Source organism: Actinoplanes sp. NPDC051411 (assembly GCF_040682075.1).
Lineage (GTDB): Bacteria > Actinomycetota > Actinomycetes > Mycobacteriales > Micromonosporaceae > Actinoplanes.
In genome coordinates, this window is sequence record NZ_JBFBAD010000065.1 from 1 (window position 1) to 17,009 (window position 17,009).

Consider the following 17,009-nt stretch of genomic DNA (forward strand, 5'->3'; position numbering starts at 1 on the left):
TGCGGACCTTGTCGACCGGCTGACCGGAGTGGCGGGCGATCATCTCCTCCAGCTGCGGGCACGTACGCTCTGGTCCGCCGACGGATGCTGCGCGAAGTCGACGGCGATCGTGTACACACTCCGCGCCGCGCTCGTCCGCCAGCAGATCAGCAGCGTCGGGCGTTTGCGCGGCGGCACGTCCGGGCTGACCGTGATCGTCTGGGTGCAGGTCGCGTCGCCGTACGGTTCGCCGTCGCGCACCCAGGCGAGCTCGCGGTATCCGGTCAGATCCTGCCGGGACGACGAGACCCGGAGCATGTGCCCGCCGGTGTCGGTTCCGGTCTGCTCGACGGTGACCTTGCCCGGGTCGACCGTGCTGGTGCTCGACGGCAGCGGGTGGCGTGCCTCGGTGCCGAGCCGCTGGTTGGCCGTCCGGGCCTGGTCCGCCCGCTCTTTCACCGCCTTCGGAACGGCGGCCGGAGACTTGACCGGGCCGGGAACGGAAGTGGACGGCGCGCCGGAGGGTGGCACAGAAGGTGGGACGGAGGCGGACACCGAGGCGCGGGCGGTGAGCGCCGCCGGCCGGGCCGGGCCGGCGGTCGTCGTTCCCGGGTCCCTGGTCATCCGGTCGGTCGCGAGGAGTGCGCCGACGCCCAGAACCGCCGCCAGCCCGGTCGCGCCGAGGATCACGCGCCGCCTGCGGGGCGAGCCCGAGGGAAAACCGCCGTCTTCTTGGTCAGCGTTAGTCATGTGCTCTTGTCCTTCGCAGGTCTCGGTTGCCGGGAGGCCCCCGCACGGACAGCGGGGCAACCCCCGAATCCCCATACTTGCCGTCTACCCGGGCAATTCCGGGTAAATCATTCATCTAGTCAGGGGATACACAGCTTCCGGAGTCAGCCGAGTTTGGCCCACTGCTGATCGATCGCCTCGGCACTGTCGGCGGCGGACGGCTTCTTGGCGACGGTCAGCACCACGACGCTGCGTGCGTCCGACGTACGCCAGCACAGCAGCATCGTCGGCCGCACCATGGCCCGGCCGGTCTCGCTGAAGTGGAACTTCTGGGTGCAGCGGGCGTCGCCGACCCGGTGTCCCCGGTCGGCCGCCCAGAGCATCTCGTGCTGATCGCTCAGGTCGTACCGGGCCGACATGATCCGCATCGTCCCGCCGCCGGGCAGCGGACGACTCTCCTCGGCGTAGGAGCCGGCGTCATGGATCATCGCGGTCGGGGTGGGCAGGGGCCGCTGCAGGGGAATGCCGTCCTTGGCCGCCTTCTCGCGCGCCTGCTCGACCTGCTTACGCACCTTGGCCGGATCAGCGGCCGGATCAGCGGCCGGATCAGCGGCCGGATCAGCGGCCGGATCAGCGGTTCGCGCGGTGGGCGAAGGCGTGGCTGCACGCGGCGCCGATGGGGTCGATGAGGAGGTCGCCGCGGGGGTCGAACGAGCACCCGAGGTGGCGGACGGGGCCGAGGAAACCGGCGGGGCCAGAACCCGCGTGTCCTCGGCCGCGGTCGAATGCCGGTCCTCGCCCGCCCGCGTGATCAGGTAGGCGCCACCGCCCAGCACGACGACCGCGGCGGCCGCACCCACGGCGAGCCGATTCCGGCGCGGCCCCCGACGATTCGTCCCGGAGCGGTCCTCGTCGGCGATGCTCATCGTCTTCGTCCCTCGCGATCGGCTGCGGCGTCCAGCCGTCGCGGCTGAGCGCCTCGGACCCCCATGGTCCCACCCGATCGGATAAAACAGGGCAAAACGCTGCAACAAGGCTGCACCACCGGAAGCCCCAACTGACGCTCGGCGCATCCGAATCTAAGCCTCGACCCGAAAGACAGGCCCACGGAAGGTAGTCGAGGATGCGCCACTCCCTGCGGACCTACGGCACGACCCTGCTCGCCGCCACCGCCCTGGTCGCCGGCAGCCTGGCCGTCACCACCGAGACGCACGAGACCGTGCGCTTGGTCAGCACCACTCTCGACCGGACCGGCCGCCCCGTGATCACCGTGCGCACGGCGGCCGAGGCCGTCAGCGGCCAGGTCGACGCGAAGATCACGGCGTCCGGCGTCCCCGGCGGTTCCGACCCCTACCGACCCCGCCAGTGGGATCTTCAGCGGCTGCGCGCCTCCGCCGCCTGGCAGAAGTCGACCGGCGCCGGCGTCACCGTCGCGGTCCTCGACACCGGCGTCGACGCCACCCAGCCCGACCTCGCCGGCCAGGTGCTCCCCGGCTACGACGCGATCGCCCACGGCGGCACCGCCGACACCGACCCCAACGGCCACGGCACCCACGTCGCCGGCACGATCGCGGCGCTGACCGGCAACCGGGCCGGGATCAGCTCGATCGCGCCCGACGCCAAGATCCTTCCGATCCGGGTGATGGACGCGGCCGGCAACGGCTACATGTCGGCGGTCGCCGACGGCATCGTCTACGCGGCCGACCACGGCGCCGCGGTCATCAACATGTCGTTCTCGACCGCCGCGCCGGTCGACGCCGTCACGACCGCCGTCGCGTACGCCCGGAGCAAGGGTGTCGTGGTGGTCGCCGCGGCCGGCAACGACCGGAAGGCCGGCAACCCGGTCAGCTATCCGGCGGCCACCGACGGCGTGCTCGGGGTCGCCGCGACCGACCAGAAGGACCGGATCGCCGATTTCTCGACCGCCGGCGACTTCGTCGACCTGGCCGCGCCCGGCACCGACATCCTCAGCACCTGGCCGGACAATACGATCAAGGCGATGAGCGGCACCTCGATGGCCGCCCCGCACGTCGCGGCGATCGCCGCGCTGATCATGGCCAAGGACCCGACGCTCACCCCGGACGTAGTCGAGAGGGTCATGGAGCGTTCGGCGCAGGACTTCGGCGCGACCGGCCGGGACGACGACTACGGCTACGGCCGGGTCGACGCCGCCGCCGCGCTCGCCCTCGCCGCGTCCATCCCCAATCTGCCCAGCGCCCCCGGAACGCCCAGCGGGCCCGGGACGCCCAGCGGGCCCGGGACGAGCCCCACGACGCCGGACCCGGCGAAGAAGGCCAAGGCGCGCCCGACGATCAAGACCGCGAATCTGCGCCGGCTGGTCCCGTTCGGCGACGCCGTGACCACGACGTTCACGATCACCGCCTTCGGCAAGCCCTGGGCCCTCCAGCCGGTTCAGATCTGCCTCGCCCCGGCCGGCTCGGCCTTCACCTGCACCGACGACACCACCACCGAGGTGGGCACGGTCACCGTCCTGCAGACGGCTCTCCAGACGTACGCGGTAAAGATCGTCACAACCGCGACCGACAGTTCCGACCGGGTGGCGTCGCAGGCGGCGACCGTGGTCGTCGGTTCCCGGGTGACCCTCGCGGCGACCGCACCCGGCACGCTCACCGTGAGCCTGGCCGGCGCCGTCGGCCAGACCGTGCAGCTGCAGCGCATGTCCGGTACCCGCTGGACCGTCGCCACCACCTACCCGGCCGAGGCGGTCCACGCCGTCACCGGTCTGCCGGCCGGCCGCTACCGGGTCGTGGTCCCGAGCGCGCCGGTGATGACCGGCTCGACGAGCGCCGTGGTGCAGCTCTGACGGCTGCACCACAGCTGCAACCCCGGAATCACTGATCGACTCTCAGCCGCGGCCGACATTCTTCCCGACCCCAACGGGAGGAACCGCATGAAGAACCCCCTGCGCCGGTACGCCGTCGGCGCCCTCGCCCTCGGCGCGGTCGCCGGCGGCACCGCGCTCGGCCTGCACGCGACCGCGCCGACCTGGCAGCCGGTCACCTACGGCCTGCACGAGACGCCGGCCCAGCTGCTACCGGCGACCGTCTCGACGGCGCACCCGGTGCGGGTGGTCAGCACCAAACTCGGCCAGGCGGGCCGCCCGGTCGTCTCGGTGCACACGGCGACCGACCGGTCCACCGCGGCGAAGCTGGTCAAGCAGGGCCAGTCGGCGTCGCGCGCGGTCGGGGTCGAGCTGGATGCAGTCGTCTCGGCGGCGGCCGTGCCGACCGGCAGCGATCCCTACCGCGGCCAGCAGTGGGACCTCGCGAAGGTCGGCGCCGGCGACGCCTGGGCGAAGTCGACCGGCGCCGGCGTCACGGTCGCGGTCATCGACTCCGGCGTCGACGCCTCTCACCCCGACCTGGCCTCGCACGTGCTCCCGGGCTACGACGTGATCGCGGGCAAGGCCGGGACCAGCACCGACCCGTTCGGACACGGCACGCACGTGGCCGGCACGATCGCCGCGGTGACCGGCAACGGGATCGGGGTCGCCTCGCTCGCCCCGGACACCAGGATCCTTCCGATCAAGGTGCTGGGCGCGGACGGCACGGGATACATGTCCGACACCGCGACCGGCATCATCTACGCCGCCGACCACGGCGCCAATGTCATCAACATGTCGCTCGGCGCGACCACGCAGGTCGCGGCGGTCACCAACGCCATCTCGTACGCCCGCGGCAAGGGCGTCGTGGTCGTCGCGGCGGCCGGCAACTACCGCGGCGACGGCAGCCCGACGACCTGGCCGGGCGCCGACCCGGGCGTGATCGCGGTCGCCGCGACCGACGCGAACGACAAGGTGGCGTCCTTCTCCAACGCGGGCTCCTATGTCGACGTGGCGGCGCCCGGCGTCGGCATCGAGAGCACCTACCCGGTCTCGCTCGGCAACTACGCTTCGATGTCGGGCACGTCGATGGCCAGCCCGCACGTGGCCGCGCTGGCCGCGCTGATCAAGGCGTACCGGCCGGCGCTGAGCCCGGACCAGGTCGAGAAGGCGATCGAGACCAGCGCGCTCGACCTGGGGACGACCGGCCGTGACAACGACTACGGCTACGGCCGCATCAACGCCCCGGCCGCCCTGGCCGCGGCCGCCACGTTGTCGCCCGCCCCGGCGACGTCCTCGGCAACGCCCAGCCCGAGCGTCAAGACGTCCTCGCCGGCCACCGCTCCGACGAAGGAGCCCAGCACCTCCCCGGCGCCGAGCAAAACCGCCACGCCCACCCCGACCAGGACCGTCACCCCGACGCCGACCAAGACCGTCACGCCGGCCCCGACCAAGCCCGTCGCCAAGATCCGTCCGGTCGTGACGCTGACGCCGGCCTCCCAGACCGTCGTCGCCGGAACCACCGCGACCGTGACCTTCACGGTCACCGCGAGCGGCAAGCCGTGGGCCGAGAAGCCGGTCAAGGTCTGCGTGACCCTGGCCGGCGCCGCCGCCACCTGCACGACCGCCGAGACCACCGCGACGGGCCTGGTTCCGGTCTCGTTCCCGGCGACCGGCAAGACCACGGTCCAGCTGACCGTCGCCGAGACCGGCACCTCGGTCGCCGTCACCTCGGCGGCCGCGACGGTCACCGTCCGCACCCAGGCCACCCTGACCCGCACCGGTCCGGGCGCCCTGACCGCCACGGTCGCGGGTGCCGCCGGCCAGACCGTCCAGCTCCAGCGTCTCGACGGCGGCCGCTGGCTGCCGGTGACGACGTACCGCGCCGCGGCGACCCACGCCTTCTCCGGCCTGCTCGCGGGCAGGGCCTATCGGCTGGTCGTGCCCGCCACGGCCACCCTGTCCGGCGCGACCAGCACCAACGTCACCGCCTGAACGGCAACTCGGTCCGGCACCACCGGCACCACCGGCGCCACCGGCGCCGACGTCACCGCCCGGCATCGACGTCACCGCCGACCGGCTGCACCGGACGGCGATGGGCCGCGGGATCTCAGCCCATCGCCGTCCAGTTGCGGTCGAGCACGTCGACGCTGGCTCCGGCCAGCGGGCGGGCCCGGGGCCGGATCGCCACCGTGACGACGCTCTTGAGCGGACTCATCCGCCAGCACATCAGCATCGACGGGCGCTCCTCGGCCGGGCCACCGGGCAGCGCCGCCAGCTTGGCCGTGCAGCGGGCGTCCCCGACGGCCTGCCCCGGGTCCCCGGTGGACAGCGGTGACCAGCGGCCGGTCATGTCGTAACGGGCGGCGACGACCCGGATCGAGCTCCCGTCCGTACCCGTCTCGGTGGAAACCGTGACCGGACCGCTCTCGATCGCCATCGCCGACGCCGCCGGCCGCGGCGAAGCCTGCAGCAGGCGGCCGACCTGGGCCGCCGCCACCTCGTCGTCGGGGATCGACGGGGTCGGCGAGGGGCGCGCCGACTGCCGGACCCCGTTCCTGGTTCCGGCCTGCGGGCCCGGCGAGGGACCCGGCGACGGCGGCGGCGAGGGAGAAGCCGACGGCGAGGGCGCGGGAGCGACCGGCGCCAGCGCGTCCGGGCCGCCCGAGACGTAGCCCGGCGGGTTGCCGGTGAGCAGCGTGGCCCCGAAGTAGGCGCCGCCGCCGACCGCGCTCAGCCCGACCACCGCGACCGCCGCCTTCTTGAGGCGGCGCGCGACCGAGCGCCGGTTGCCGGAGCGGGCCGGGGAGCGCGAGCCGGAGTACGCGGAGCCGGAGTAGTAGACGCCGTCGCCTTCGCCCATGGCCTCATCGTCGCATCGAACAGGGACATATAGCAGTAAAACGGCAACCGGCCCGCACCCGGCCGCCAACCGCTCCCGGAACCGGCGCGCCCGAATGTTCAGACCGACACGTTCTGGGGAGGCCGGTCATGGGGAAACATCTGCGTAAATACATTCTGGGCGCGCTGGCGGTGGGCACCGTCGCGGGCGGCGCGGCGCTCGCGCTGCCGGGCACACATCCGTCCTGGCAACCGTCGACCTTCGGTCTCCGGCAGACCCCGGCATCCTTGCTGCCGGCGACGGTGTCGCGCGCCCATCCCGTACGCGTCGTCAGCACGGTCCTCGACCACGGACGCCCGGTCGCGACCGTCCGCACCGCCACCGACCCGGCCGGCGCCGTGAGCCTGGTCGAGCGGGCCCAGCGGGCGAAGAACGCGCTCGGCGTGCAGGTCGACCGCCCGATCCACGCGTTTGAGGCGTCGTCCGGGGCCGATCCGCTGCGCTCGCGTCAGTGGGACCTCACCCGCATCGACGGGACCGAGGCCTGGAACCGGTCGACCGGCTCGGGCGCGGTCGTGGCGGTCGTCGACACCGGCGTGGACGCGTCCCACCCCGACCTGGCGGGCCAGGTGCTCACCGGCTACGACGAGCTGAGCCAGACCGAGGGCGGCAACATCGACCCGAACGGCCACGGCACCCACGTCGCCGGCGTCATCGCCGCGCTCACCGGCAACGATGCCGGGATCAGCGCGATCGCGCCCGACGTCAAGATCCTGCCGGTCCGGGTGCTCCGGGCCGACGGCGGCGGCTACACGTCCGACGCGGCCAACGGCATCGTGTACGCGGCCGACCACGGCGCCGACGTGATCAACATGTCGCTCGGCTCGGACCAGGACGACGAGACGGTGAGCAGCGCGATCGCGTACGCCCGCAGCCGCGGTGTGGTGGTCGTGGCCGCCGCCGGCAACGAGCGGCAGAAGGGCAACCCGACCAGCTATCCGGCGGCCGACCCGGGCGTGATCGCGGTCGCCGCGACCGACTCCACCGACCTGGTCGCCGGCTATTCCAACTCGGGCGGCTACGTCGACGTGTCGGCGCCCGGAAGCTCGATCCTCAGCACCTACCCGGTCGCGCTGAACGGCACCGGCTACGCCATCATGTCCGGCACCTCGATGGCGAGCCCGCACGTGGCCGCGGTGGCCGCGCTGCTCCGCTCGGCCGACCCGTCGCTGTCGCCGGACCAGGTCGAGAGCGCCCTGGAGACCTCGGCGACCGACCTCGGGCCGGCCGGCCGCGACGACGACTACGGCTACGGCCGGATCGACGCCGCCGCGGCGCTGGCCGCGATCACCCCGGCGACGCCCCCGGCGACCGGGCCGGCCGGCGACCCGGCGACCCCGCCCGCGACCGACCCGGCCGACCCGGCCGACCCGGCCGACCCGGCCGCGGATCCCACCACCGAGCCGACCACTGAGCCGACCACTGAGCCGACCGCTGAGCCGACCAATGAGCCGACCAATGAGCCGACGGTCGAGCCGACTACTGATCCCGGCACCGGCCCGACCGCCGATCCCACCACCGAGCCGACGGTCGAGCCGACCGCCGGCCCCGTCACCCCGGTGATCACGCCGAACGCGACCGCCCGCCTGATCCGCTACGGCACCACCCCGACCGTGACCTTCAGGGTCACCGGGAACGGCGAGCCGGTCGCCGGCACCGCGGCCGACCTCTGCGTCGCGGTCAACGGCGGCGCCTTCACCTGCACCGGCGTCACCACCGACGACCAGGGCGTCGTCACCTGGGCCCGGCGCGCCACCGCCCCGTTCCGCGTGCGCCTGTCCATCGCGACGGCCTCGGCGAGCGCCAACTACAAGATGCGGGCCGCGGTGACCGTCACCAGGGCGAGCTCCAAGTCGCTCTCGGTCGCGCTCGGTGGCGTCGACCGGCAGACCGTCGCCGTGCAGCGGCTGGACGGCACCCGCTGGGTGACCGCGAAGACGTTCAAAGCCGCCGCGCATACCACGGTGACCGGTTTGACCGCAAAGAAGAGCTACCGCGTCGTCGTTCCGAACAGCGCCACCTTCGCCGGGGTCACAAGTGGGCCGGTGCGGCTGTGAAACGTCATGGCCATGGGGTTGAATAACCACCCATGGCCATCATTTCCCGCGGGTTCGGGGGCCGGCGCCGTGAGTCGGTGCCCGGTCTGCCGCCCGGGCAATACCTGACGCACGATTTTCCGGTGCTCAGCGCGGGGCCCACGCCGCGGATCCCGCTCGACCGCTGGCACTTCACGATCACCACCGAGACCGGTGAGCAGAAGTCCTGGAACTGGCAGGAGTTCCAGGCGCTGCCGTCCGAGGACGTCAGCACCGACATCCACTGCGTCACCAAGTGGTCCAAGCTCGGCACCACCTGGCACGGCGTGTCCCTCGACACGCTGCTGGCCGACGTCGAGACCTCGGCCGACTACACGATGGTGCACAGCTTCGGCGGCTACACCACGAACGTCCCGCTCGAGGACCTGCTCGACGGCAAGGCCTGGATCACCTACAAGTTCGACGGCGACGACCTCGCCCCCGAGCACGGCGGCCCGGCCCGCATGATCGTCCCGCACCTCTACTTCTGGAAGTCCGCGAAGTGGGTCAACGGGATGCAGATGATGAATCAGGACGAGCCGGGCTTCTGGGAAGCCGCCGGCTACCACATGTATGGAGACCCATGGCTCGAACAGCGTTATCAGGGCGACTGATCTGGCGGGCGGCGACGCTGACCGAGGCGCGCTGGGAGACGCCGACCGCCCGCACCCTGGTTCTCGACGTGCCCGACTGGCCGGGCCACACCGCGGGCCAGCACATCGACGTCCGGCTGACGGCCGAGGACGGCTATCGCGCCCAGCGCAGCTATTCGATCGCCTCGGCCTGGCCCCATCCGCAGAACCGGGTCGAGCTGATGATCCAGCGGCTGGAGGACGGCGAGGTCTCGCCCTACCTGACCGACGGGCTGGAGGTCGGCGACCAGCTCGAGCTGCGCGGCCCGGTCGGCGGCTGGTTCGTCTGGCGCGAGAAGCAGACCGCGCCGGTGCTGCTGCTGGCCGGCGGCTCGGGCGTGGTGCCCCTGATGGCGATGATCCGCGCCCGCGGCGCGGCGCGTGGCCAGCAGCCGTTCCGGCTGATCTATTCGGTGCGCACGCCCGAGGACGCCTGTTACGCCGAGGAGTTGGCTAAACGCGTACGCGAGGAGCACGGTCTCGACGTCCGCTACGTCTACACGCGCAAAACGCCCGACGGCTGGCCCGATCCACCGAAGCGGATCGACGTGGCGACGGTCAACACGTACGGCTGGCCGGCCGACTTCCAGCCCGACTGTTACGTCTGCGGCCCGACGACGTTCGTCGAGACGGCGGCCGACATCCTGGTCGCGCTGGGCCATGACCCCAAGCGCGTCCGCACCGAGCGGTTCGGAGGTACGTCGTGAACGAGTTGGACGGCAACGCCATGGCCGGTTCTCTGCGGGAGATCTTCGCGGTCGACGTGACCGCGGCCCGCTTCACCTGCGCGGGGTGCGGTCACGCCGACGCGGTCGCCACGCTGCGGTTGTGGGGGCCGGCCCCGGGCCAGGTCGGCCGCTGCCCGCACTGCGACGACGTGGTGCTGCGCCTGGTCTCGGCGCCGGGCCGGGTCTTTCTCGACCTGCGGGGCACGGTGCGCCTCGAGGTGCCGGTGCCCGTCAACCCTTGAACGTGCTCTTGAGTCGCTGGGCCAGGGTGGCCGCCGGCCGGCCCTGAGTCTGAGGCGGCCGGCCGGTCGGCAGGCGCGGGGTGGACGGCCGGCTGCGACCGACCGGCCGGTCGTAGTCGGCGGTGGCGATCGCCTCGACGATCTGGCCGTCGCCGTAGTTCTCCGAGTCGGGGATCGAGGCGACGTAGCCGACGAGGATGCCGTTGCGCATGATCTGCGCCTCGAGCCCGGCGGTGCCGTCGTTGTCCCAGATCGCCTCGCGGCCGTCCGGCAGCACCACGCGGATGCCGTATTGGGTGATGCCGGCCTGCGGCAGCTTGACATGGGCGAAGACGTTGCGCCCGCGCAGCGTCTCGACGACTCGACGTGCCCGTTCCTCTTCCATGGGAGGCAAAGCTAGTCGCGTGACCTGTGGGCACGCTGAATACGGCCTGTGCCCGCCGTGAGAGTCGGCTACGGAATGTTACTCCTCCGTAACAGGAATGTCAGGACGGTTCTTTTCCCGGTGCCCTGACCTAGTTTGCGGTTACCGGAGCGCTTCGGCTTCCCCGTCCCCACCTGGACCGGAGGCCACCGATGAACGGACGTCACCTCGTCCTCGGATCTCTCGCCACCTCGTCCCTGTTCGCCCTCCTCCTCACCGGGCCGGCCGCCGCAGCCTCGAGCGTCGACTACGTCGCGCTCGGCGACTCCTATTCGTCGGGCGTCGGCGCGCCCGGACAGACCGGTTCGTGTCTGCGCAGTCCCAACGGCTATCCCGGGTTGTGGGCGGCCGCCAACTCCCCCCGCTCGTTCACCAACCTGGCCTGCAGCGGCGCCATCACCGACGACGTCCTCTCGACCCAGGTGCCCGCGCTCTCCAGCGGCGCCGACCTGATCACGATCACCATCGGCGGCAACGACGCCGGGTTCGCCCCGACCGTCCTGTCCTGCGAGGTGTCGAGCGACGCCGCCTGCGCGGCCACGGTCGCCGCGGCCGAGAACGACATCAGCCAGGAGTTGCCGGCCAAGCTCGACGCCACGTACGCCGCGATCACGAGCAAGGCGCCCGGGGCCGAGGTCGTCGTGCTCGACTACCCGCAACTGTTCGACACGGCGAAGTCGTCGTGCGGCCTCGGCGGCATGAGCCTGGCCAAGCGGAAGGTGCTCGACGCCGGCGCGGTCGCCCTCGACACCGTGGTGAAGGCCGCCGCCCAGCGGGCCGGCTTCACGTTCGCCGAGGTGCAGGGCACGTTCGCCGGGCACGGCATCTGCTCGTCGAGCCCGTACCTCAACAACCTCACGATCCTGCCTCCGACCAATTCCTTCCACCCCAACCAGACCGGCTACAAGAACGGCTACCTGCCCGCTCTGAACGCCGCGGTTTAGACAGCACGGTCTAGAAGGCACGGTCTAGAAGGCGAGCCAGCGGTAACGGTGCTCGGGGCGGCCGGTGGTGCCGTAGCGCAGCCGCATCTCGGCCGCGCCCTCGCGAGCCAGGGCGGCCAGGTAGCGCTGCGCGGTCGCCCGCGAGATGCCGAGCTCGTCGGCGATCTCGGCGGCGGTCCGCGGGCCACCCGAGTGCCGCAGGGCCTCGCTGACCAGCCGCACGGTGACGGCCGACTGTCCCTTCGGGGCGGCCGGCCGGTCGCCGTCGTGCAGCAGCCGCCACCCCCGGTCGATCTCGTCCTGGGCGAGCGGCCGGTCGGCGGCCAGCGCACCCCGGTAACGGCGATAGGCGGCCAGCCGGGCCGCCAACTGCTCGGCCGTGAACGGCTTGACCAGGTAGTTGAGCGCGCCCCGGGCGTACGCCGCGCGCACCGAGGCGGCGTCCGCGGCCGCGGTCAGCATCATCGCGTCGACCGTCAGGTCGCGCAGCAGGTCGAGGCCGGGCTCGTCGGGCAGGTAGCTGTCGAGCAGCACCAGGTCGACCGCGTGCCGGGCCAGGAACTCCCGGCAGCCGGCGGCCGTACGCGCGGTGCCCACGACGGTGAAGCCCTCGACCCGGCGGGTGAAGTCGACGTGCACCTGGGCGACCCGGAAGTCGTCCTCCACCACCAGAACCCGGATCACGGGACCGCCGCCAGCGCGTGCGGCAGCGAGGCCTCGAAGACCGCGCCGTGGCCGTCGCCCCGCCCGGCGGTCAGCCGCACGTCGCCGCCCAGTTTGCGGGCCGCCTGCCGGGCCAGCGCGAGCCCGAGGCCGCGGCCCGGCTCGTCGCGGGTGCTCACCCCGGCGGTGAAGATCTCCTCGCGGACGCCCTCGCCGACCCCGTCGCCCGAGTCGGCCACCGAGACGTGCAGCGCGTCGGCGTCGGACAGCAGCGCCAGCTCGACCCAGGCCGGTCGGCGGGCGCCGTGCCGGGCCGCCTCGAGCGCGTTGTCGACCAGGATGCCGAGCACCGTGGTGACCTCGACCGGCGCGCTCACCCGGGTGCCGACCCAGCTGGTGTCGGCGAGGGTGAGCCGCACATCCCGCTCGGCCGCCTCGGCCGTCTTGGCGGCCACGAACGCCTGCAGGTACGGGTCGTCGAGCTGGTCGGCCGCCCCGCCCGCGGCCACCTGCCCGCCGGCCACCGCGTGCAGATATTCCAGCGCCTCGTCGCGGTGGTCGTTCTGAAGCAGCCCGGAGAGCACGTGCAGCCGGTTGGCGAACTCGTGCCGCGACGCCCGCAGCGCGTTGCTGAGCGTCCGCACCGACTCCAGTTCGCGGGTGATGTTCTCCAGGTCGGTGCGGTCCCGCAGCGTCAGCACGCCACCGAGGTCGCGCCCGTCGCGCCGGACCGCGCGGTAGTTGACGACCAGGACCCGGTCGCCGGCCACCGTGATCACGTTGTCGGCCTCGCCGTGTTCCAGGATCGAGTGCAGTCCGGGCGGCAGGCCGAGCCCGCTCACCGGTGAGCCGGGTCGCGGGTCGACGCCGAGCAGCCGGGCCGCCTCCGAGTTGCAGACCGACACCCGGCCGGCCGCGTCGACCGCGAGCACGCCCTCGCTGATGCCGTGCAGCACCGCCTCGCGCTCCTGCACCAGCTCACCCAGTTCGCGCGGTTCGAGCCCCAGGGTGAGCCGCTTCAGCCGCCGGCTGAGCAGCGCCGAGCCGGCGATTCCGAGCAGCAGCGCGCAACCCGCGGCCAGGGCGGCCAGTCCGAGCTGCTTCCACACGTACGTCCGGATTTCGTCGATCTTGAAACCCACCGAGACCTCGCCGACGATCGTGCCGTCCGCCTCGCGCAGCGGGGTCTTGCCGCGGGCCGACAGGCCCAGCGTGCCGTGTTCGACGTTGATCGTGTCGTGTCCGTTGAGGACGGCGCTCGGGTCGGTGCTGACCCGCTCGTGCAGCAGTTCCGGGGTCGGGTGGGCGAGGCGCAGGCCGTGCCGGTCGGTGATGACCACGAAGAGCGCCCCGCTGGCCACCCGGATCCGCTCGGCGCGCGCCGGCAGGATGCCCTGTGGATCCTCGGCGGCGGCCGCGGCGGCGATCGCCGGATCGGAGGCGAGGGTGTGCGCGACGGCCAGGGCGCGAATGCCGTACTGGTCGGTCAGTTCCTGGTCGAAGAGCCATCCGATCAGCCCGCAGCCGAGGCCGAAGACCACCACGAGCAGGCCTACCTGCAGGCCCAGGACCTGCCAGGCGAACGGGATCGGCCGGCGTGACATGACCGCAGCGTAGTGCCGCACCGGGCCATCGAACCCGGTGAGCAGAACGCGCAATACGCACTCAACGCGGACTGCGGCCACAACGCCGGAATGGATATCGCGGACCCGGCCGGCCTTCCTACGGTCGCTGGCACGAAACATCCACGAAACGCGATGGGAGCCGCTTGCGATGACCGTGATCGCGTTGCGCAACGCCACCAAACGCTTCCCGGGCGCCGGCGGCCGGCCGCACACCGCCGTCCGGGATCTCACCTTCACCGTCGAGGCCGGCGAGTTCGTGGCCGTGGTCGGGCCGACCGGCTGCGGCAAGTCGACCACCCTGTCGCTGGTCTCCGGCCTCGAGCCGGCGTCGTCGGGCGAGGTCGAGGTGGACGGCGAGCCGGTCCGGGGCATCCCGCCCGGCGTCGGCTACATGTTCCAGACCGACGCGATCCTGCCCTGGCGCTCGGTGGCCGACAACATAGCGGCCGGTCCCCGCTGGCGCGGGTTGTCGAAGGCCGAGGCCCGGGAGCGCGCGGCGAACTGGACCGGCAAGGTCGGCCTGGCCGCGTTCGCCGACTACTACCCGCACCAGCTCTCGGGCGGCATGCGCAAGCGGGTCTCGCTGGCCCAGACCCTGGTCAACGAGCCCCGGATCCTGCTCATGGACGAGCCGTTCAGCGCGCTCGACGTGCAGACCCGGGCACTGATGCAGGACGAGTTGCTGCGGTTGTGGGCGGGCACCGGCGCGGCGGTCGTGTTCGTGACCCACGACCTCGAGGAGGCGATCGCGCTGGCCGACCGGGTGGTCGTGATGACCGCGTCACCGGCCACCGTCAAGGCGGTCTTCGACGTTCCGCTGCCCCGGCCGCGCGACGTCGAGGAGATCCGGATGACGCCGGCCTTCGTCGCCGCGTACCGGGAGGTGTGGGAGAGCCTCCGCGAGGAGGTCGCCGTGGCCCGCCGGGAGGCCGCTCATGCAGGCTGAAGCAGTCGCCGCTCCGGAGATCGAGCTGATCAGGCCGAAGCGGAACCGGAAAACCCGCCTCTGGTCGGTTCGCCTGTTGCTGGTCGTGGTCTGGCTGGGCAGCTGGGAGATCACGGCGACCCACTGGATCGACCCGTTCTTCTACTCCAAGCCGTCGGCGATCTGGGACCGGCTCGTCGGCTGGTTCACCAAGGGCACCGCGTTCGGGTCGATCTGGACCCAGCTGTCCGTGACGCTCGAGGAGGCCGTGCTCGGCTTCCTGGTCGGCTCGGTGCTCGGGGTCGTGCTGGGCATCCTGCTCGGCCGGGCCCGGTTCGCGGCCGAGGTCGCGGCGCCGTTCATCAAGGCGGCCAACGCGGTGCCCCGCATCGTGCTCGCGTCGCTGTTCATCATCTGGTTCGGGCTCGGCCTGACCTCGAAGGTCGCGACCGCGGTCGTGCTCGTCTTCTTCGCGGTCTTCTTCAACGCGTTCCAGGGCGCCCGGGAGGTCGACCGCAACCTGGTCGACAACGCGCGCGTGCTGGGCGCCTCGCGCGTGCAGGTGCTGACTTCGATCATCGTGCCCAGCGCGACCTCGTGGATCTTCGCGTCGCTGCACGCGGCGTTCGGGTTCGCGCTGATCGGCGCGGTGGTCGGCGAGTACGCCGGCGCCGACAAGGGCCTCGGCCTGCTGATCTCCAACGCGCAGGGCACGTTCGACGCGGCCGGCATCTACGCCGCGATGCTCGTGGTCACGGTCGTCGCGCTGCTGGCCGAGTGGTTGATCACCCTCCTCGAGAACCGTCTCCTCCGCTGGCGTCCGCCGGTGCGGAACGAAGGGACCACCAATGCGTAAGCTCCTCGCGGTCGCGGGCGTCCTGCTGGTGGCGCTGGCCGGCTGCCGCGGCACCAGCCCCGACGACGCCAAGTCCGGGGCCGCCTCGAACGAGACCGTCAAGATCATGGTCGGCGGCATCGACAAGGTGATCTACCTGCCGGCCAAGCTGACCGAGCAGCTCGGCGGGTTCAAGGCCGAGGGCCTGAACGTGCAGCTGCTCACCGAGCCGTCCGGCGCGACCGCGGAGAACGTGCTGATCTCGGGCGACGTGCAGGGCGTGGTCGGCTTCTACGACCACACCATCGACCTGCAGACCAAGGGCAAGTGCATCACCAGCGTGGTGCAACTGGCCGATGTGCCGGGTGAGGTCGAGATGGTCGCCGCGTCGAAGGCGGCCACGATCAAGGGACCGGCCGACTTCAAGGGCCGGAAGATGGGCGTGACCAGCCCCGGCTCGTCGACCGACTTCCTCACCCAATATCTCGCCACCAAGGGCGGGCTGACCAAGGCCGACTACACGACCGTCAAGGCCGGGGCCGGTGCGACGTTCATCGCCGAGCTCGACAACGGCGGCATCGACGCCGGGATGACCACCGACCCGACCGCGGCCCAGCTGGTGAGCACGGGCAAGGGCAAGGTACTTCTGGACATGCGTACCGAACAGGGCACCAAGGCGGCGCTCGGCGGGCTCTATCCGGCCAGCTCGCTCTACATGGACTGCGCCTGGGTGCAGGCCCACCCGGCACAGGTGCAGAAGCTCGCGAACGCGTTCGTCAAGACGCTCCGCTGGATCAAGGGGCACAGCGCCGACGAGGTCGCGGCCAAGATGCCGGCCGACTACAACGGCGGCAACCCCCAGCTGTACGCCAAGGCGGTGCACGACACGATCGGCATGTTCAACGCCGACGGCCGGATGAAGCCCGAGGGCGCGCAGAACGTGCTGCAGGTGCTCGGCCAGTTCTCCCCCAACGTGCAGGGCAAGAAGGGTCAGATCGACCTGGCGAAGACCTACACCACGGCGTACGTGGAGAAGGTCGCACCGTAAGCGCACCGATGCGGAACCGGAGCGGGCCACCGGGAGCGGCCAGCATTTTCTCCCATGGCCCGCTTCCTGACGATCGTCCTGCTGCTGCACGTCTCGCTGATGGTCGTCGCCCTGGTCGACTGCCTGTCGGCACCGGAGAGGGGGATCCGGTCGTTGCCCCGGGCGGCCTGGATCTTCCTGATCCTGCTGGCGTCGCCGGTCGGCGCGTTCGCCTGGATCCTCCTCGGCAAGCCCCTGTCCCCCGCCCCGCCGCGGCCGGTCCGGCGGCACGGGGTCGAGCGGCGCCGGTCGATGCGGCCGTTCGGGCCCGAGGACGACGCCGCGTTCATCGCCGGCCTCGCCGCGAACCTCCGGCGGGTCGACGGCGACTAGATTTCCAGGTCGTTGCGCATTAGTTAAAGTGGTGAATAAACTCC

General features: G+C 72.0%; 17 protein-coding genes. 11 read left to right on the forward strand and 6 right to left on the reverse strand.

The features are described from left to right. Positions 1-39: 39 nt before the first annotated feature. Positions 40-729 carry a hypothetical protein gene (locus AB0M88_RS31115; RefSeq protein ID WP_364108556.1) on the reverse strand — a complete coding sequence of 230 codons (690 nt, stop codon included), beginning with the start codon at positions 727-729 and terminating at the stop codon, positions 40-42. Between the two features lie 143 nt (positions 730-872). Next, positions 873-1,634, reverse strand: coding sequence for a hypothetical protein (locus AB0M88_RS31120; RefSeq protein ID WP_364108559.1), 762 nt, complete (start codon positions 1,632-1,634; stop codon positions 873-875). Positions 1,635-1,831: 197 nt separating this feature from the next. On the opposite strand from AB0M88_RS31120, the gene AB0M88_RS31125 reads away from it, so the two are divergent. After that, positions 1,832-3,532 (forward strand): S8 family serine peptidase, encoded by a 1,701-nt coding sequence (locus AB0M88_RS31125; RefSeq protein ID WP_364108561.1) that lies wholly within the window; start codon positions 1,832-1,834, stop codon positions 3,530-3,532. An 87-nt stretch (positions 3,533-3,619) separates the two neighbouring features. Beyond that, complete coding sequence (locus tag AB0M88_RS31130) at positions 3,620-5,545, forward strand: S8 family peptidase (protein WP_364108563.1); 1,926 nt, start codon at positions 3,620-3,622, stop codon at positions 5,543-5,545. A 115-nt stretch (positions 5,546-5,660) separates the two neighbouring features. On the opposite strand, the gene AB0M88_RS31135 is transcribed toward AB0M88_RS31130, so the two are convergent. Next, positions 5,661-6,413, reverse strand: a complete 753-nt coding sequence (locus AB0M88_RS31135) for a hypothetical protein (protein ID WP_364108566.1) — start codon at positions 6,411-6,413, stop codon at positions 5,661-5,663. Between the two features lie 128 nt (positions 6,414-6,541). Between AB0M88_RS31135 and AB0M88_RS31140 the strand changes: the two genes are divergently transcribed. From AB0M88_RS31140 to AB0M88_RS31155, 4 genes are read left to right on the forward strand one after another with little or no spacing between them, the layout of a single operon-like run. Then, positions 6,542-8,509 carry a S8 family serine peptidase gene (locus AB0M88_RS31140; RefSeq protein ID WP_364108568.1) on the forward strand — a complete coding sequence of 656 codons (1,968 nt, stop codon included), beginning with the start codon at positions 6,542-6,544 and terminating at the stop codon, positions 8,507-8,509. Positions 8,510-8,541: 32 nt separating this feature from the next. Next, positions 8,542-9,141: a sulfite oxidase-like oxidoreductase gene (locus tag AB0M88_RS31145; protein WP_364108570.1), complete on the forward strand. Its 600-nt coding sequence runs from the start codon at positions 8,542-8,544 to the stop codon at positions 9,139-9,141. Further along, on the forward strand, positions 9,111-9,866 hold the full coding sequence (locus AB0M88_RS31150) for a ferredoxin reductase (protein WP_364108572.1): 756 nt from the start codon (positions 9,111-9,113) through the stop codon (positions 9,864-9,866). The genes AB0M88_RS31145 and AB0M88_RS31150 overlap by 31 nt, the downstream gene beginning before the upstream one ends. Then, positions 9,863-10,129 (forward strand): DUF6510 family protein, encoded by a 267-nt coding sequence (locus AB0M88_RS31155; RefSeq protein WP_364108574.1) that lies wholly within the window; start codon positions 9,863-9,865, stop codon positions 10,127-10,129. The genes AB0M88_RS31150 and AB0M88_RS31155 overlap by 4 nt, the downstream gene beginning before the upstream one ends. On the opposite strand, the gene AB0M88_RS31160 is transcribed toward AB0M88_RS31155, so the two are convergent. Further along, complete coding sequence (locus AB0M88_RS31160) at positions 10,119-10,514, reverse strand: hypothetical protein (protein ID WP_364108576.1); 396 nt, start codon at positions 10,512-10,514, stop codon at positions 10,119-10,121. The genes AB0M88_RS31155 and AB0M88_RS31160 overlap by 11 nt on opposite strands. A gap of 191 nt (positions 10,515-10,705) precedes the next feature. Between AB0M88_RS31160 and AB0M88_RS31165 the strand changes: the two genes are divergently transcribed. Next, positions 10,706-11,497, forward strand: a complete 792-nt coding sequence (locus AB0M88_RS31165) for an SGNH/GDSL hydrolase family protein (protein WP_364108578.1) — start codon at positions 10,706-10,708, stop codon at positions 11,495-11,497. A 24-nt stretch (positions 11,498-11,521) separates the two neighbouring features. On the opposite strand, the gene AB0M88_RS31170 is transcribed toward AB0M88_RS31165, so the two are convergent. Together AB0M88_RS31170 and AB0M88_RS31175 are read right to left on the reverse strand one after the other, a co-directional pair. After that, a complete protein-coding gene (locus AB0M88_RS31170) occupies positions 11,522-12,181 on the reverse strand; it encodes a response regulator (RefSeq protein WP_364108580.1) in 660 nt (219 codons plus the stop codon). Then, positions 12,178-13,764: a sensor histidine kinase gene (locus tag AB0M88_RS31175; RefSeq protein ID WP_364108582.1), complete on the reverse strand. Its 1,587-nt coding sequence runs from the start codon at positions 13,762-13,764 to the stop codon at positions 12,178-12,180. The genes AB0M88_RS31170 and AB0M88_RS31175 overlap by 4 nt, the downstream gene beginning before the upstream one ends. Before the next feature lie 169 nt (positions 13,765-13,933). Between AB0M88_RS31175 and AB0M88_RS31180 the strand changes: the two genes are divergently transcribed. From AB0M88_RS31180 to AB0M88_RS31195, 4 genes are read left to right on the forward strand one after another with little or no spacing between them, the layout of a single operon-like run. Then, the gene (locus AB0M88_RS31180) at positions 13,934-14,731 is read left to right on the forward strand and encodes an ABC transporter ATP-binding protein (RefSeq protein ID WP_364108584.1); all 798 of its coding nucleotides are present in this window, start codon (positions 13,934-13,936) and stop codon (positions 14,729-14,731) included. Further along, a complete protein-coding gene (locus AB0M88_RS31185; RefSeq protein WP_364108586.1) occupies positions 14,721-15,566 on the forward strand; it encodes an ABC transporter permease in 846 nt (281 codons plus the stop codon). The genes AB0M88_RS31180 and AB0M88_RS31185 overlap by 11 nt, the downstream gene beginning before the upstream one ends. Continuing rightward, positions 15,559-16,593, forward strand: coding sequence for an ABC transporter substrate-binding protein (locus AB0M88_RS31190; RefSeq protein WP_364108589.1), 1,035 nt, complete (start codon positions 15,559-15,561; stop codon positions 16,591-16,593). The genes AB0M88_RS31185 and AB0M88_RS31190 overlap by 8 nt, the downstream gene beginning before the upstream one ends. 54 nt (positions 16,594-16,647) lie before the next feature. Beyond that, positions 16,648-16,965 (forward strand): PLDc N-terminal domain-containing protein, encoded by a 318-nt coding sequence (locus AB0M88_RS31195; RefSeq protein WP_364108591.1) that lies wholly within the window; start codon positions 16,648-16,650, stop codon positions 16,963-16,965. Positions 16,966-17,009 lie beyond the last annotated feature (44 nt).

What these genes read in the sequence shown, in the direction of transcription:
- AB0M88_RS31190 (WP_364108589.1), top strand. Translation starts at nt 15,559, where the DNA reads ATGCGTAAGCTCCTCGCGGTCGCGGGCGTCCTGCTGGTGGCGCTGGCC.
- AB0M88_RS31160 (WP_364108576.1), bottom strand. Translation starts at nt 10,514, where the DNA reads ATGGAAGAGGAACGGGCACGTCGAGTCGTCGAGACGCTGCGCGGGCGC.
- AB0M88_RS31130 (WP_364108563.1), top strand. Translation starts at nt 3,620, where the DNA reads ATGAAGAACCCCCTGCGCCGGTACGCCGTCGGCGCCCTCGCCCTCGGC.
- AB0M88_RS31185 (WP_364108586.1), top strand. Translation starts at nt 14,721, where the DNA reads ATGCAGGCTGAAGCAGTCGCCGCTCCGGAGATCGAGCTGATCAGGCCG.
- AB0M88_RS31195 (WP_364108591.1), top strand. Translation starts at nt 16,648, where the DNA reads ATGGCCCGCTTCCTGACGATCGTCCTGCTGCTGCACGTCTCGCTGATG.
- AB0M88_RS31125 (WP_364108561.1), top strand. Translation starts at nt 1,832, where the DNA reads ATGCGCCACTCCCTGCGGACCTACGGCACGACCCTGCTCGCCGCCACC.
- AB0M88_RS31145 (WP_364108570.1), top strand. Translation starts at nt 8,542, where the DNA reads ATGGCCATCATTTCCCGCGGGTTCGGGGGCCGGCGCCGTGAGTCGGTG.
- AB0M88_RS31115 (WP_364108556.1), bottom strand. Translation starts at nt 729, where the DNA reads ATGACTAACGCTGACCAAGAAGACGGCGGTTTTCCCTCGGGCTCGCCC.
- AB0M88_RS31120 (WP_364108559.1), bottom strand. Translation starts at nt 1,634, where the DNA reads ATGAGCATCGCCGACGAGGACCGCTCCGGGACGAATCGTCGGGGGCCG.
- AB0M88_RS31150 (WP_364108572.1), top strand. Translation starts at nt 9,111, where the DNA reads ATGGCTCGAACAGCGTTATCAGGGCGACTGATCTGGCGGGCGGCGACG.
- AB0M88_RS31180 (WP_364108584.1), top strand. Translation starts at nt 13,934, where the DNA reads ATGACCGTGATCGCGTTGCGCAACGCCACCAAACGCTTCCCGGGCGCC.
- AB0M88_RS31165 (WP_364108578.1), top strand. Translation starts at nt 10,706, where the DNA reads ATGAACGGACGTCACCTCGTCCTCGGATCTCTCGCCACCTCGTCCCTG.
- AB0M88_RS31140 (WP_364108568.1), top strand. Translation starts at nt 6,542, where the DNA reads ATGGGGAAACATCTGCGTAAATACATTCTGGGCGCGCTGGCGGTGGGC.
- AB0M88_RS31175 (WP_364108582.1), bottom strand. Translation starts at nt 13,764, where the DNA reads ATGTCACGCCGGCCGATCCCGTTCGCCTGGCAGGTCCTGGGCCTGCAG.
- AB0M88_RS31135 (WP_364108566.1), bottom strand. Translation starts at nt 6,413, where the DNA reads ATGGGCGAAGGCGACGGCGTCTACTACTCCGGCTCCGCGTACTCCGGC.